The organism is Microbulbifer sp. A4B17, assembly GCF_003076275.1.
In the GTDB taxonomy this organism is placed as follows: Bacteria; Pseudomonadota; Gammaproteobacteria; order Pseudomonadales; family Cellvibrionaceae; genus Microbulbifer.
Window position 1 is genome coordinate 2,298,117 of the sequence record NZ_CP029064.1, and the last position, 15,345, is coordinate 2,313,461.

Annotated in this window: 15 protein-coding genes; 11 read left to right on the top strand and 4 right to left on the bottom strand. The window is 47.4% G+C overall.

What is annotated here, in order from left to right; translation table 11 throughout:
- The first annotated feature begins 1,031 nt into the window (after positions 1-1,031).
- From BTJ40_RS23165 to BTJ40_RS10405, 11 genes are all read left to right on the top strand, one after another.
- Complete coding sequence (locus BTJ40_RS23165; protein ID WP_202862878.1) at positions 1,032-1,145, top strand: MerR family DNA-binding transcriptional regulator; 114 nt, start codon at positions 1,032-1,034, stop codon at positions 1,143-1,145.
- Positions 1,146-1,187: 42 nt separating this feature from the next.
- A complete protein-coding gene (locus BTJ40_RS22570; protein ID WP_202862879.1) occupies positions 1,188-1,379 on the top strand; it encodes a hypothetical protein in 192 nt (63 codons plus the stop codon).
- Between the two features lie 53 nt (positions 1,380-1,432).
- A complete protein-coding gene (locus BTJ40_RS10365; RefSeq protein ID WP_108733020.1) occupies positions 1,433-2,299 on the top strand; it encodes a PhzF family phenazine biosynthesis protein in 867 nt (288 codons plus the stop codon).
- A 175-nt stretch (positions 2,300-2,474) separates the two neighbouring features.
- Positions 2,475-2,861, top strand: coding sequence for a BlaI/MecI/CopY family transcriptional regulator (locus BTJ40_RS10370; protein ID WP_108733021.1), 387 nt, complete (start codon positions 2,475-2,477; stop codon positions 2,859-2,861).
- On the top strand, positions 2,858-3,811 hold the full coding sequence (locus BTJ40_RS10375) for a M56 family metallopeptidase (protein WP_108733022.1): 954 nt from the start codon (positions 2,858-2,860) through the stop codon (positions 3,809-3,811). Before BTJ40_RS10370 ends, BTJ40_RS10375 begins: the two co-directional genes overlap by 4 nt.
- A gap of 79 nt (positions 3,812-3,890) precedes the next feature.
- A complete protein-coding gene (locus tag BTJ40_RS10380; protein ID WP_192879400.1) occupies positions 3,891-5,135 on the top strand; it encodes a TolC family protein in 1,245 nt (414 codons plus the stop codon).
- Positions 5,132-6,361: an efflux RND transporter periplasmic adaptor subunit gene (locus BTJ40_RS10385; RefSeq protein ID WP_108733024.1), complete on the top strand. Its 1,230-nt coding sequence runs from the start codon at positions 5,132-5,134 to the stop codon at positions 6,359-6,361. Before BTJ40_RS10380 ends, BTJ40_RS10385 begins: the two co-directional genes overlap by 4 nt.
- A gap of 9 nt (positions 6,362-6,370) precedes the next feature.
- Entirely contained in the window at positions 6,371-9,526 is a 3,156-nt protein-coding gene (locus BTJ40_RS10390) for an efflux RND transporter permease subunit (protein WP_108733025.1), read from the top strand.
- A 125-nt stretch (positions 9,527-9,651) separates the two neighbouring features.
- Complete coding sequence (locus BTJ40_RS10395) at positions 9,652-10,284, top strand: HupE/UreJ family protein (protein ID WP_020415320.1); 633 nt, start codon at positions 9,652-9,654, stop codon at positions 10,282-10,284.
- Between the two features lie 64 nt (positions 10,285-10,348).
- Positions 10,349-10,897, top strand: coding sequence for a hypothetical protein (locus tag BTJ40_RS10400; protein WP_108733026.1), 549 nt, complete (start codon positions 10,349-10,351; stop codon positions 10,895-10,897).
- Positions 10,898-10,943: 46 nt separating this feature from the next.
- Positions 10,944-11,279, top strand: a complete 336-nt coding sequence (locus BTJ40_RS10405) for a DUF6488 family protein (protein ID WP_108733027.1) — start codon at positions 10,944-10,946, stop codon at positions 11,277-11,279.
- Between the two features lie 156 nt (positions 11,280-11,435).
- On the opposite strand, the gene BTJ40_RS10410 is transcribed toward BTJ40_RS10405, so the two are convergent.
- From BTJ40_RS10410 to BTJ40_RS10425, 4 genes are all read right to left on the bottom strand, one after another.
- Positions 11,436-12,434: a zinc-dependent alcohol dehydrogenase family protein gene (locus BTJ40_RS10410; protein WP_108733028.1), complete on the bottom strand. Its 999-nt coding sequence runs from the start codon at positions 12,432-12,434 to the stop codon at positions 11,436-11,438.
- Positions 12,435-12,535: 101 nt separating this feature from the next.
- Positions 12,536-13,381 (bottom strand): enoyl-CoA hydratase/isomerase family protein, encoded by an 846-nt coding sequence (locus BTJ40_RS10415; RefSeq protein ID WP_108733029.1) that lies wholly within the window; start codon positions 13,379-13,381, stop codon positions 12,536-12,538.
- Positions 13,382-13,414: 33 nt separating this feature from the next.
- A complete protein-coding gene (locus tag BTJ40_RS10420) occupies positions 13,415-14,233 on the bottom strand; it encodes an SDR family NAD(P)-dependent oxidoreductase (RefSeq protein WP_108733030.1) in 819 nt (272 codons plus the stop codon).
- A 3-nt stretch (positions 14,234-14,236) separates the two neighbouring features.
- The gene (locus BTJ40_RS10425) at positions 14,237-15,205 is read right to left on the bottom strand and encodes an LLM class oxidoreductase (RefSeq protein WP_108733031.1); all 969 of its coding nucleotides are present in this window, start codon (positions 15,203-15,205) and stop codon (positions 14,237-14,239) included.
- Positions 15,206-15,345 lie beyond the last annotated feature (140 nt).

Below are 15,345 nucleotides of genomic sequence, written 5' to 3' on the forward strand. Positions count from 1 at the left end.
GGGCTGAAATAGAGATAATTAAACGGCAGCTTTAAAAATTTGATCTGAGAATTGATTAACTTTCAACAATGCTCTGTAGAATAAATAGTGCAGGCAAGGCCATGCATAGGGTAAAATAGTAATAGATGGTCATTCAAGAGGTTTGACGCAGTGGTCGGTGTTCTGGTGGTATACACTTGCAGTGAGCTACCTTTGCATTGGTAACGACATAGGTTTGTTGATAAACAGGGCCAACACCCTTAAGCAGAACTACATAGAAACTCTCCTTCGAGTCTAAATAGCCGGGATGCGGAGTGTAAATTTCACCGCAAGTCTTATCATCATGTTTTCTGTAGCTCACTTTCACTATTTAATCTCTTGGCGGAGAAGAAATGGCAGATGTTACATTTAGTTGATTGTCATTCTTCCAGATGCTTAAAAATTTAATGCAGTTTGCTGTTGTCAATGGATTTAACGAAGTAAAGGTTGAATATTTGATTTGTGGTACATGTTTTAGTGTGACTTGGGGGCTAATTATTGGTCTTAAGTTAATATTCATCAATTAGGAAGCCTTTCCAGATTAAGAGTTGAGATGAGCAATAAAGCTAACGTATTTATAATAATGCCTTTATTAATGTCAGTCATGTCTGTTGCAGATTAGCCTTGAGGGAGCAAGCTGAGAATATAGACTGAGAATGTAATTGTTTTACACTTACATGGAGTTGTGTCCACTACTATCCAAGAGTCTGAGATTTTTTATTCGAGACAAAGCAATAGGGAAGGTGATTTCTATCTCCGAGGTTGCTCCCTGTCGGTGATCACTTACATCAATGATAATGAATAAACTCCTATTGCTGGCCCTTACGGAAAAACGATATTTATGGTAGCTACCGTAATTACTCTTTCAATTTGATTTAGCCCTAGAAATAGATGGATAATTAAGTTTTTCACACAAACTGATGAAAGAATAGCGTTGCGATTTATTCAAAGTCGTGGAAATCTAACAAGTTCATAGCTAGCTACTTTTGACGAAATCAGTTTAGGATTTGTAAATGAAGATTGGCCAGGTTAGCGAACAGACGGGTCTTAGTGCTCATACAATTCGTTTCTATGAAAAGCAGGGTTTAATATGTCGGGTCAAGAAGGATTCCAGTGGGCACAGGTAATATACGGCAAGGGATGTTGAACTTCTGAACTGGATCTCCTGTATGAAGAACTCGGGAATGGCGCTCAAGAGAATTCATGAGTATGTGGCTGCATTTAATAGTGGAGATATACCCGGTGCTGTAGTACTACTGGAGGAGCACCTGAGTAGGCTTCAAGAGCAGAGATGTGAGTTGGATCACTTTATCGAGGTTACTGGACGTAAGATCCCCAGGCTCAATAAGTCATTGACTTAGAGTATGCTCTAAGTTGCTAGCATGACTTTCATGATCATAAAAGGATGATATTCATGAAAGTTGAAGTTGCTTTAGTACGCGCCTTTGTGGATGGTGAGCAGGGGGGAAATCCCGCCGGAGTGGTTTTGAATGCGGATCATCTTTCCAGTCGTCAGAAATTGGCTATTGCCGATAAGGTAGGCCTTTCGGAGACAGCCTTTGTCTCTAAGTCCGAAGTTGCTGACTTCAAATTGGACTTCTTTACCCCAAAACGACAAATTGCGCATTGTGGCCATGCCACTGTTGCCACTGTTGCCACTTTTGGATATTTGGCCCAGAAAGGGTTTCTCGGTAAATCGCAATCCTCTAAAGAGACGATTGATGGAGCCAGAAATATAATCATAAAGTCAGGTGGCGCTTATATGGAGCAGCTTGGACCAACTTATAAGCCGCTGGAAGTTGATGATATTCACAGGGCCATTGGGATTACCCCAGGAGATACCCTTGCTGCTCCTATGATTGTTAATACAGGGAATGCTTTCTTCATAGTTGGTGTTAAAAACATTGAAGTTTTAAATAGGCTCACTCCAAATTACGGGTTTATAGAAGCCCTTTCTGAGAAGTATGATCTTATAGGCCTTTATGTTTTTACCCGGGAAACCAATCATCCAGGCCGCGATGCCTCTACGAGAATGTTTGCTCCCAGATATGGAATTGCTGAAGAGTCAGCCACGGGGATGGCCGCCGGACCTCTTGCCTGTTACTTACACGATTATTTAGCGGTGAAAAAAAATCACTTTGTGGTAGAGCAGGGCTACTCAATGATAAAGCCGTCTCCTAGCTGCATTAATGTTGAATTAAAGACAAATGGCTCCTTGATTTCATCGCTAAATGCTGGCGGTATTTCCAAGGTATCTGACGTTATCTATGTCGTTGTCTAGTTTGCCGTATTGAGGTTAAGAAAGCGGCCATTTTGTTTTAGATAGACACCCTTAGAGTCCGGAACAAAGTTTATCCAGCCAGGGAACAGACCGAAATATAAAAACCTATTGACGATCGGTTTTTTCCGCTCTACCATCATTCAGAGAATGATTTTAACTATTGGAATAATGGTCTATGCGACTTGGCGATCTTGAGAAACAGGTGCTCCAATATCTCTGGGATAGGAAATCTGCGGATGCCAAACAGGTTCACTCGGACTTGAGCAGGGCCCGTGGAGGCTCTCTCAATACTATCCAGAGCACGCTGGACCGCCTTTACAAGAAAGGTTTACTGTCTCGGGAGAAGCAGGGGCACGCGTTCCAATACAGCCCGGCAGTGGAGCGCTACGAGTTTGTCGGACAGCTGATTCAAGACGTTACTCGTGAGTTCGTTGATGATGAGAACGGGCTGGTAGCCGCATTTACCTCAATCTCATCGGGGCTGAGCGAAAGTCAATTAGAACAGCTGGAGCAGTTGATCGAAAGCCAGAAGGTAAAACGCCAGCAGGGTGATCGCGAATGATTTTGGGGCAGGTTGCACTCTGGCTAAATCTGCTGACTATTGCAGCACTTGGCCTGTTTGTCGGTATTTTACTGGTGTCAGCTGCCTGCCTTTCTGCTTCCCGGCATTCACTTCACTTATCTGCCAGTAGTCGGCGTTTACTGCTATGGAGCGCGGTATTGCTACCGTGGTTCGCGGCTTCCACTGCCGCTGTCATCCTGGCATTCCCCAAGTTCTTGGGAGGCGTTGCATCACTGGCTCACTGGCACCATATCAATGCTTTTAATCTCTACAGTTGGCATGGTGTTTTTACCATCGCATTTCTTTCTCTTGCCGGATTTTTGGTGCTTCAAAGTTTTAAACGGGCCCATCGCCATTTGGCGCAGCTCCGTTTGTTAATGCAACTTTGCGAAAGGGATAAGTCTGATCAGAGTATTATCCAGGCAAAGGGTCCCCAAGCTTTCACCAGCGGTCTGCTCCGTCCACAAGGGTTTTATACCAGCGGTCTGCGTGATCAGTTAACAGCGGAAGAATTTGAAGTGGTGCGTCTGCATGAGGAAGCCCATGCGCAAAAATTTGATCCTCTGAAGAAATTAATATTCGCTTTGTTTGCCAGCTTTTTCCCCACGCGTTTAGGGAATTACCTGAATCGGCAGATGGCGCTATGTATGGAGCAGCGTGCAGATGCTTATGCCCATAGGCAGGGGTGGAGTGAGACCTTTATCGCCCAAACCCTGCTTAAAGTAACCCGTATCTCCAATGGGTTACAGTCTAAAGAGAGAAGCTCAGCAATGGTCTGTTATTTCGCTCTTGACCAGTTGGATGCCCGTATTCGTTACTTGTTATCTGATGATAAGGGGCGCAATTTACCTCCCGTGGTATTAGCTGGATTGTTCGTAGTTCTCACTGGCACTTGCCTTGTTTCGGTGGATGCACTCCACCACACCGTCGAAACCCTGTTTTCCCACTAAGGAAGCCGAAGTGTTTAACTGTTTGCGTTTAGTCATAACTAAAAAACCGACTATAGATCGGTTTTTTGTGGCCGGGGCTGTGTTCTTTTTAGTTGCATTAAGTGGGCCCCTTAGGGCAGAGCAGAGCGAGGAGTTATCGGGCCTCACTTATGAGCAGGCAATTCTTAAAAGCCTGCAAAATCACCCTGAACTGGCGGGTTACCGATATCAGTTTGAGGCTGTGGATGCTTTATCTAAGCACGCCAAGCTCGGACCGCGTCCGGAGCTTAGTGTTGCCGCTGAGGGATTGGGAGAGGATAAGAGCAGTTATGGCAACGGTAGTTCCCAGGTAACAGTAGGCATCAGTTGGCTATTGCAGGGGGATCTCGCAGAAAAACGTGTATCGGCTGCACGCAGCAAGACTTCTGTGATTGAGGCCCAAAAGCAGGTTCTTGAATTAGAAGTTGCCGCTAATACCGCGCGTTACTTTTTCCAGGTCCTGGCGCAACAGGAACGCCTGGAAATTGCTAAAAGAGCAGTCGAGCTGGCTCGCAAGATGACCGCTGAAATTAATCGGCAGGTTAGTGTTGGCAGAACGAATGAAGCCGATGCTTTTCGGGCGGAAGTCGATTTGCAGCGTCGACTTTTAGCTGTGGAAGATGTCGAGCACGAGTTGGATATTGCCAGATATCAATTAGCTGCCCAGTGGGGCTCCAGGGAACCCAGCTTTCTTGGGGTGGCGGGCTCTCTCTCCAGTGTCATTCCAGAAGTTGATTTATCTAGATTGCGAAGTTTGGTTGCGAGTAATCCAAATCTGGAAATATTTATGAGTCGCGAGCGCGTGGCGCAGGCTGAAATTGATTTGGTACGTGCAGAAGCGGGCATTCAGTGGCGGATTGATACAGGAATTCGTCGCAACGAAGCGAGCGGAGATTATGGATTGGTGGCTGGCTTCGCAATCCCTCTGGGTAAGGGAGATCGCAATCGCGGCAAGGTATCTGCTTTGAGGGCGGAACAGAATCGTTTCCGAGCAGAAAGAAATGCGAAAGAGATTGAGTTGGATACACAACTCTTTGTGATGACCCAAAGGCTACAGCATTACCGACACGTGGCTGCCGTCTTGAATGAAAAGATGATTCCCAGTCTGGATAAAGCGCTCACCGCCACGCAAAAAGCCTATCGACGTGGCCGCTATAACTACTCGGAATTGGCTCTAGCCCAACAGGGGCTTAGCGATGCGCAGCTTTCACTGCTCCAGGCACAGTACAACGCACACCTTAGCCTGATTGAAATTGAAAAACTTACCGGCCTGTCATTGGCACAGATAAGCGAGAGCGAGATATGAGATCCGCAGTTTTTTCCAGCCTGATATTCGGTGCTTTACTTTCCTTGTTCCTAAGTGGCAGCGGCAGTGTGTATGCGGCCGGAGCTGTCGTAGAGGCAGAACCGGAAAAAGGGCCCAATCGTGGGCGCATGTTGAGAGAAGGTGATTTTGCCGTTGAGCTAAGTATTTATGAAACTGGTGTTCCCCCGGAGTTTCGGGTTTGGGTGAGTAATGATGGAGAGCTGGTAAATCCTCAACAAGTTGATCTTAAAGTGGTTCTTACAAGGCTTGGAGATGGAGAGGATCACATCGGGTTCAGGCCTGAGGGGGATTACCTGCGTGGCGATATGGTGATCTATGAGCCCCACTCATTTGTTGTGACTCTAACAGCCAGGTACCAGGGGCAAGAATACCGCTGGCAATACGATAATTTTGAGGGGCGAACCCGTATTGAGTCCGGTATTGCAGAATCCATGGAAATTGACACGGAAACCGTTGGCCCTGCCAGGATGAGTGAGACCAGCCGCGCTTACGGCAGGCTTATTGTAGATCCAGAGCAGGTACGTGAAATCAGTGCGCGTTTCGATGGCTATGTAGAAACTGTGCAGGTTGGATTGGGGGAGCGCGTTAAAAAAGGGCAACCCCTGATTGCCATTAACAGCAATCAAAACCTGAACACCTACACTATTAAATCCCCAATTGCCGGTGTAGTAATTCAGCGCAATGTGAACCCTGGTGAACAGACCGCAGGTCGAGTTTTATTAACTATTGCCGATGATACCGCTTTGTTGGCAGAGCTGGATGTTTTTCCCTCAACACGTCCCCAGATTCGCCAGGGCGCGCCCGTTTCCGTAAATATCAAGTCCTTGGAAACTCCTCTCCTCGGGGTAGTGAAACAAATTGATACTTTGATGAAACCCAACCAGGCCACCGCCGTTCGAGTGTCACTGCAAGATATTCCCGCAGGCCTCGCACCAGGTTCTTTTGTAAGTGGCGATATCCAAGTTGCTGAATATGAGGTGCCTCTCGCCGTAAAGCGTTCCGGTTTACAGGCGTTCCGAGATTTTACTGTCGTTTATGCCAAGGTGGGCGACCAGTATGAAGTGCGTATGTTGGAGTTAGGGCGTGAAGCTGGCGATTGGGTTGAAGTGCTGGGGGGGATTCGACCGGGAATCGAATATGTCACCGGTAACAGCTACATCATTAAAGCGGACATTGAAAAGTCCGGTGCATCCCACGATCACTGAGGGTTCGACATGCTTGAGTACTTGATAAGAACCTCAATTCAAAATCGCGGGCTGGTTATTGCCCTTGTGCTATTACTGTGCGGTTTGGGCATTTGGAATTTCACCCGGCTGCCCATTGATGCAGTACCAGATATTACCAATATCCAGGTGGTTATTAATACGGAGGCACCGGGGTATACCCCAAAAGAAGTTGAGCAACGGGTTACATACCCTGTGGAAAATGCAATGGCTGGATTGCCGAGCCTGGCTTATACCCGCTCCGTTTCGCGGTATGGGTTGTCCCAGGTTACGGTGATTTTTGAAGATGGCACCGATATTTATTTTGCCCGCCAGTTAGTGAATGAACGGCTCACTGGTGTACGTGGTGCACTGCCTGCTGGTTTGGAGCCGGAGCTTGGACCCATCGCCACAGGTCTTGGTGAAATCTTTATGTTCACAGTGGACTCCGAACCCGGAGCCACCAATGCTGATGGCAGTGCGGTTACACCTAAGGACTTGCGTTCGGTGCATGACTGGATTGTACGCCCGCAGTTACTGCGTGTACCTGGTGTGGTGGAAGTCAATCCGATCGGCGGATTCAAGAGAGAAATTCTAATTGCTATAGAGCCAGAGAAACTGCTGGCATTCGGCCTGACCCAGGAAGACCTGATTCGCTCGATCGAGGAGAACAATCGTAACCGCGGTGTAGGATTTATTGAACACAGTGGCGCCCAGTGGTTGTTGCGGGTTCCGGGGCAGGCAAGCTCGTTAGAGACACTGAAGGATTTCCTGGTTGCGGAAGTGAATGGCGTTGCTGTTCGCCTTGGCGACTTGGCCAAGATCGAAGAGGGGCGCGAAATGCGCACCGGGGCGGCTACTCAGAACGGCAGGGACGTGGTGATGAGCACCGTTTTCATGCTGGTTGGCGAAAATAGTCGCACCGTTGCAGGTGCAGTTGGTGAAAAGTTAGAGTATATCAAACAGAGTCTACCACCTGGTATCACATTGACTGCGGTTTATGATCGTACCGGTCTGGTTAACCAGACATTGCGCACGGTCCAAACCAATCTTATGGAAGGTGCGCTGCTGGTTATCGCGGTTCTTTTCCTGCTGCTGGGGAATGTTCGCGCAGCAATCCTCACTGCACTGGTCATTCCGGTGGCCATGTTAATGACCATCACCGGCATGGTGCAGGCCCGCGTAAGTGCAAACCTGATGAGTCTGGGGGCGCTGGACTTTGGCTTGTTGGTGGATGGGGCCATCATTATTGTTGAGAACTGTCTGCGACGCCTCAGCGAATCCGCCCGCGAGCGTGGCCAGTTAGATCTAAAAGAACGGCTTACCCTGGTATTCCAATCGACGCGGGAAGTGATTCGCCCAGCCATGTTTGGAGTGTTCATTATCACAGCCGTGTATTTACCCATTTTTGCCCTGACTGGAGTGGAGGGCAAGATGTTCCATCCGATGGCAATTACCGTGGTGATTGCGTTGCTTTCTGCGATGTTTCTTTCCGTCACTTTGGTACCAGCCGGCATAGCGCTGCTATTCCGCAAGCCGGTGATCGAAAAGAAAAACCCTGCACTTGAGAAGCTGAATAGCTTTTATCGCCCGGCCCTGGAGTTTGCACTGCGCCAGCGTTGCACGGTTGTCGTTATTGCTGCGCTATTGGTGTTGGTTTCCGGCTATACGGCAAGCAGAATGGGTAGCGAATTTGTGCCGAATCTGGATGAAGGCGATATTGCCATGCATGCCTTGCGTATTCCCGGCACATCCTTGGAGCAAGCGATTTCACTACAAAAATCCCTGGAGGAGAGGATTAAAGAGTTGCCCGAAGTGGAGCGTATATTCGCCAAAATTGGTACTGCAGAAGTGGCTACCGATGCCGTTCCCCCAAGTGTTGCCGATAACTTTATTATCCTGAAACCCAGGTCTCAGTGGCCAGATCCGGATAAGCCGAAAGAGCAATTGGTAGACGAGCTGGCAAAGCTGGTAGAGCCAATTCCCGGCAACCGCTATGAATTTCTCCAGCCAATCCAGATGCGCTTTAACGAGCTTTTAGCGGGGGTACGCGCGGAATTGGCGATCAAAGTCTTTGGCGATGACTTCGAGCAATTGGAGCGTTTGGGTGGTGAAATTGAAGCGGCTATCGGCAGTGTAGAAGGCGTTGCTGATATACAGATGGAGCAAACCAGCGGTTTACCGGTTCTCGCCATTGTTCCTGACCAGGCCGCGCTAACACAGTATGGGCTGGCCATCAGCCAGATACAGGAGCAGCTGGCAACAGCCCTGGGAGGTACGGTTGCTGGCCGCTTTTATGAGGGAGACCGCCGCACCGATATTGTTGTGCGTTTGCCAGAGGTATTGCGCCAGGATTTGGATGCGCTAAAGAAACTGCCGATTCATCGACCCAATGGCAACTATGTACCCTTGGAGGAAATTGCCAGCTTGGAGCTCACCGCCGGTATCAATCAGGTTTTCCGCGAGAACGGTAAACGCAGGGTAGTGGTAACGGCCAATGTGCGGGGTAGGGACCTGGGTAGCTTTGTTGCTGATGTACAGCAGTCTGTTTCCGATAAAGTGGAAATACCACCCGGTTACTGGGTTGAATATGGCGGAACCTATCAAACGCTACAGTCTGCTACTGAACGTTTATCGATAGTAGTGCCGCTGACCCTTGTGTTGATTATGGGGCTTCTCCTGCTGGCGCTTCGTTCCATAAAAGATGCGGCAATTATCTTTACCGGTATACCCCTCGCATTAACCGGCGGTGTGCTCTCTTTAATGTTGCGGGATATCCCTTTCTCCATTTCCGCAGCCGTTGGTTTTATCGCACTTTCCGGGATTGCCATCCTTAACGGCCTGGTAATGGTTTCCTTTATTCGGGACCTGCGTGACCAAGGTTACAGCATAGAAAAGGCCATTATTGAGGGCGCCCTGATCCGCTTACGTCCGGTCATTAGTACCGCACTGGTTGCCTCACTCGGTTTTGTGCCCATGGCCCTGAATACTGGTATTGGTTCTGAGGTACAGCGCCCACTGGCGACGGTGGTTATTGGCGGTATTGTCTCATCAACAATCCTGACACTTTTAGTATTGCCGGCACTCTACAGAATTTTACATGGCAGGGATTCCAAGTCGGAGAGCTCACAAGATAACCCTGAAGTGGCTCTGGCTGGAGCCAGTTAACCGGGCCTGTGTGCGCTTTGGTTCACAAGAATTTAGAACTTTAATAACGGGAGATAGTAACGTTGCACAATAGTTTAAAAACAGTTTTCGGCTTGATGGCGCTGATAGCAGGTATGGTGATATCTATGCCGCTATTTGCCCATGGAGTGGACGATGCTACTAAGACTTTTCTTGCCGGCAACGAAGGGGTATCTATTATTCCCTTTCTATATATTGGCGCCAAGCATATGGTGACTGGCTATGACCACCTGCTGTTCCTGGTGGGAGTCATTTTCTTTTTATATCGATCAAAAGATGTTCTTATTTATGTAAGCTTCTTTACTCTCGGTCATAGCTTAACCCTTTTATTTGGAGTGCTTAACGACACCCATGTGAATGCCTATTTGATCGATGCCATTATTGGATTATCCATTGTCTATAAAGGCTTCGATAATCTCGGTGGTTTCAAACGGGTTTTTGGCTTCCAGCCTAATACCAAGGCTGCCGTACTGATTTTTGGACTCTTCCACGGTTTTGGTTTGGCAACCAAATTACAGGAATTCAAGCTGTCCAGCGATGGGTTGGTGGAGAATATCCTGGCCTTTAATGTCGGAGTAGAAATTGGTCAGTTTGTTGCGTTGCTGTTTATTCTTCTCGCCATCAATTATTGGCGTCGCTTTGACAGTTTCCTGCGCTTTTCCACTATGACAAATACCCTACTAATGAGTGGTGGACTGATGTTGGTGGGTTACCAGATGACAGGCTACTTCGTAGGTTAGATAGCCAGAAAGTGACTTTACAAAGTTAATTGAACAGAAAGAACACAGATTTAGAGCTTACAGAATGAATACAACTGAAATGCCAGTGCAGACTGCACAAACGCTGATTAAATCCACACTTGCTGCTGGCGTGCTTGCAGCCATTATGTTGACCACAGTAATCCTGCCAGCTGAATACAATATAGATCCTACTGGAATTGGCAGTGCACTGGGGCTGACTGAATTAAACTGTCAAGAACAGGAAATTGCTGCACCAGAAGTAGAGCAGCGTGGCGAGCAGTCCTTTGCTTATCGGACTGACACTACAACTATTGAAGTGCCCGCTGGCCGTGGGATTGAATACAAATTTCAATTGGATAAATACGGTCATTTGGAATACGAGTGGATAACAGAGAGTGGAGAACTTTACTTTGATTTTCACGGCGAACCCGCAGGCGATACAAGCGGCTACTTTGAGAGCTTTGCTATTGCTACCTCAAATAAAATGAGTGGCTCTCTCACAACGCCTTTTGATGGTTCCCATGGCTGGTATTGGAAGAATAACGGTCAGGAATCTGTGAAGATCACTCTAAAAACAAAGGGGTTCTACGAGGTTATTGGACTCAAACAGTAACGCTTTTTTATCAACATTCGCTAAAACCGAGAAGAAAGAGAGTATTATGAACAAACTTATTCGAGTCATCTGTGTATCAGTTACCTTAGGCTTCGCAAATCTTGCTTTCGCCCATGGTGACCATGAGAGAGACAATTTTGCCACTGTATCCATGGTAGAAGCCAAAGGCATCGCCAGCCAGGAAGTAGCTCGCCTAATCAAAGAGGGTAAGCTTAACGAGTCCTGGGCTGACAAGCCGCTCAATGCCGCTATGCAGCGTGTTGACAACCAGCGACAGTGGGTTGTTACAGCGAAAGAGCAGAGTGGTGTTTTGAACCAGCAGTTGCAAGTCTTCCTGAGTACAGAAGGATATTTTCTGTCTTTCGAGGTGGTGAATCGTTAACCGGTAGGCCAGTGTTTAGGCAGCGGCGGAGCCGCCGCTGCCTATTATTTTAATAGCTTGGTACAGGTAAGAGTAATTGTTGTTTCCCTTCGCCTGAGTATGTCGTTTGGATATTAAGTCCAGCTGTTAGAGGGGGAGAGATATCCATTTGGTCAGCTACCCAAATGATTCAATACCCACAACAACTTTACCCATAGCTTTCCCACTTGCCAGCCGTTCATGGGCCTTGCCAATATCAGGCAAACTATAAGAAGTTTCATCAAGTACAGGTTTGAGATTGCCTGCTTCAGTAATGGCTTTTAGTGCTTTTAAAATATGCCCGTGCTCCTCACGGTGGTAATTGTGTAGCATTGGAATTAACATAAATATGACATGCAAAGACAAGCCTTTAAAGTGAGCAGGCGTCAGGTCAAGCTCTACCATGGAAACGGTAGTAGCTACTTGGCCATTGAGTTTTGCTGCCTCAAAAGAGTTCGTTATATTTGCACCACCGACTGAGTCGAATACTATATCGAAGCCTGCTCCGTTGGTGTACTTCAGTACATAAGACTCAACTGATTCAGTCCGGTAGTTAATCGGCGTTGCCCCCAGTTTTTCAATCATTGCCAGTTGAGGATCTCCGGAGCCTGTTGAGTAAACATCAGCACCAAAGTGACGAGCCAGTTGTACAGCTATATGACCCACACCGCGCGAGCCACCGTGAACAAGAACACTTTGTCCAGGCTTAACCCCCGCACGCTGTAACCCTTCGTAGGCGGTTATGCCTACTAAGGGCAAAGCTGCTGCTTCCCGCATGGTCAGGTTCTCGGGTTTCAGGGCAATTAAGTTCGCGTCTGCAACAATATATTCGGCTAATGTTCCCGGTAAGTCAGCCAGTCCACCTGCGCAGCCATAGACTTCATCGCCCACCTGATAATCGGTAACACCTTCGCCAATTTCTTCAACAACACCAGCGAAATCCATACCCAATATTGCCGGGGCTTTCGGTGAAAGGGGTAATGCAGGTCCCATTTGGCGAATCATGGTATCTACGGTATTGACGCTGGTTGCTGATATTTTAATCAGCACATGGCCAGCTTTGGTGGTCGGCTTGGGTACTTCAGCAGCTTCAAATACGTCTGGGCCGCCAAAGGTATTTACAATCATTGCTCTCATTTTGATTCCCAAAAAGTGTACTTTCTGTAGAGTTTTGTCGAAGTATCCGAAGTAAGTAGGGCATCACAGTCTGTAAATCGTCGGATGCCCAATTGCTACTGCTAGTTTATTTTTTGTACATCCATCACCAGTTGGTTCCAGTTCCGCTGATTTTCAATATCGTGTTCCAACCCTTGTTCATCTGCGATAGAGAAGCGTTTTAAGGCAGGTGTTTTACTGGTTGCTTGATACAGCCAATAGGCCTCCGCTTTTAGCGCTTCATTGATAGGCTTATCGACTGACTCATAAACCGCCTGCTTACAGGCATTGATTGATTCTGCTGGAAATTGAGCAATTCTCTTCGCTAGGCTATCGACATACTCGCCAATTTCATCTGGGTCTAGTGCTTTGTTGATTGTGCCGAGCCTTTCCGCTTCGTCAGCATCGAAATCACGGGCGCTGAGAATAATCTCCAGCGCTTTACCCAGTCCTGTCTGGCGAGCCATCCTTGATGCACCTCCCCCACAGGGGAGGATTCCCATACCCACTTCCATTTGCATGAATTTATATTTTCCTCGGGCTGCGAAACGCATATCGAGTGCCAAGGCCAGTTCATGGCCACCACCTCTAGCGAAACCCTCTAGTTTGGCGATCGTTGCTTGAGGTACTTTGCTGATGCGCTCACAGACAGCCTGTAAATCCAACAGTTGGGCTTCTTCTCGAGATACAGCTTCATCAGGCATGTCTTTTAATAACTCAGTATCGTAATGACATACCCAAATCTCCGGATTGGCAGACTGAAACACAACGACTTTGGTTTCTCGATCCCGTTCCAGGCGCATAGCCAGGCTGTTTAAGTCGGCCAGCATTTCCTGCCCTTGGACATTCACGGGACCAAAGTCAAATGTCACAGTTAGGATTCCGTCATCTTGTTTCGCCGTGAATGTGGTAAAACCTTCATATTTCATGGTGAATTCCTTTTAATTGATTGCGTTAACGTCTTAGGTATTTTTAATGCCGAGTTTGTCGAGAGTGTTCTCAATTTCTTCAATAAGTACCTTTCTCTTGTTCTCATCTAGCGCGTCTGGGTGCGGCTGGGACCAATTGCCTATGTCATTGTCAAAGTATTTACCGCTAGCGTTTGAGAACTCATTATCGAGTGCCGCCCGTACCAATATATTGGCGCCGATACTTAAGTCTTTCCCTTGAGTTCCGTAAGCATCTTTCACCATTTTGCTACCCAGAAATGAGGCGGGATTGATTGCGATAAATTGCGGGGCCTTGTCGCCAAGTGAGCGGGCTAGTTGAAAGGTCCACATGGTGAGAGCCAATTTACTTTGGGCATAAGCGTCGCTGTCGGATAGTTGTTGGTGACCTTTGAGCGCTTCGATGTTCACAGTTGCTTGCGCTGCAGAGGATAGATTAATAATGCGGCCATCGGCGCTAAACAGCGGAAATAGCCGTGTCGTTAACAAGTAAGGGGCAATAACGTTTACGATAAAGCGAATATCGTAACCCGTGTCGGTTATTGGATTCTGTACTTTAAATACGCCGGCATTATTGATAAGAACATCAATATTTGAATATTGATCTTTTACCATTGAGGCCAGTGCTAACACATCTGATAAATTGGATAAATCTGCTCGGAATGTATTTATGTGGCCCTTGGGATAGCTTTGCTTTATCGCCTCTTTTGCACTTTCTAGTTTTGTATCGCTACGGCCATGTAAGAGCAAAGTATGATCCTTTGCTGCCAGTAATTTTGCAGTTTCTAACCCGATACCGTCAGTACCGCCTGTCAATAAAATGGTCTTTCGCATTTGTTATTCCTGTTCATTAAAACGTGGGAAAATGACTTCCGAAATTGTTCCAAGTGTTTCTTCAATATTTGCCCGGTTAAATCGGAGGTTCAGAGCAACATGGTTAACCCCGATCTCTTCTCGCGACTTAAGGTATTTGTATAATTGGTTAATACCCAGTCGATATCCCAAGTGTATGGGGTGTGGTAGGGCATCCGGGGTTTCAGTTATATCAATATAGAGTGGTTCCATCACTGGCTTGTTAATGGCAGGGTTATTTCTCAATTGGCCAATAAATTGTTCTTGCGCGGCATGTGGACGAGGATAGGTGATCCAACCATCTCCGTTGTTAGAGAGCCAGTCTGGGGACTGCTGAGAGGAGCCAGTTATCAATAAAGGCAGCTTTGTTTTTTCTGGTTTGGGCAATATGTCCAGATCGCCAGAAATTGCTCCAAAGGAACTCTGAAGTTGGGGGTAGGACTCTGCTACACAGCGAATATATTCGTAGCTCTCCCGGAACAGTTGCCCTCGCTCCAGATATGAAATATTCATCGCAGGATATTCTTCTGGGCGATCTCCACTGGCGATACCGAGAATTAAGCGCCCGCCTGATATCTGATCAACAGAGGCAGCAGCTTTTGCAACATGCGCGGGATGGCGCAAAGGCAGAATAATGCTGGCTACACCAAGGGCAATCTTTGTTGTCTTGCCCGCCAGGAGACCGAGATAGACGAATGGGTCAAAAACTTGACCGGCATCGCCAAATGAAGGGACATTGAAGGGGACATCCCTGAGCCAAATCGCGCTAAATCCCAGTTTTTCCGCAAGCTGAACCCGCTCAACATGATCAATCATGGTTGGAACAGGGTTCGTAGCGTAATTTTCTACGGGAACCACAAGCCCAACAGAAAGTCTGTCTGGTTTAAATACAGCTTTGTAACCCGTATTGATACTGGGGAAGTAGCTAGAACGACCTTTATATCTGGAATCCACGGTGATCTCTCCTAAGCGTCTCGAATAGGAGATAACGGGCTGTCACAGTAGTAACTTGCGACAGAGCAAGAGGTTCGATCTGGGCCACTTTTTACAGTGAAGTTCACAGGTACTCTTACATTCATTTTTGATCTCCCACA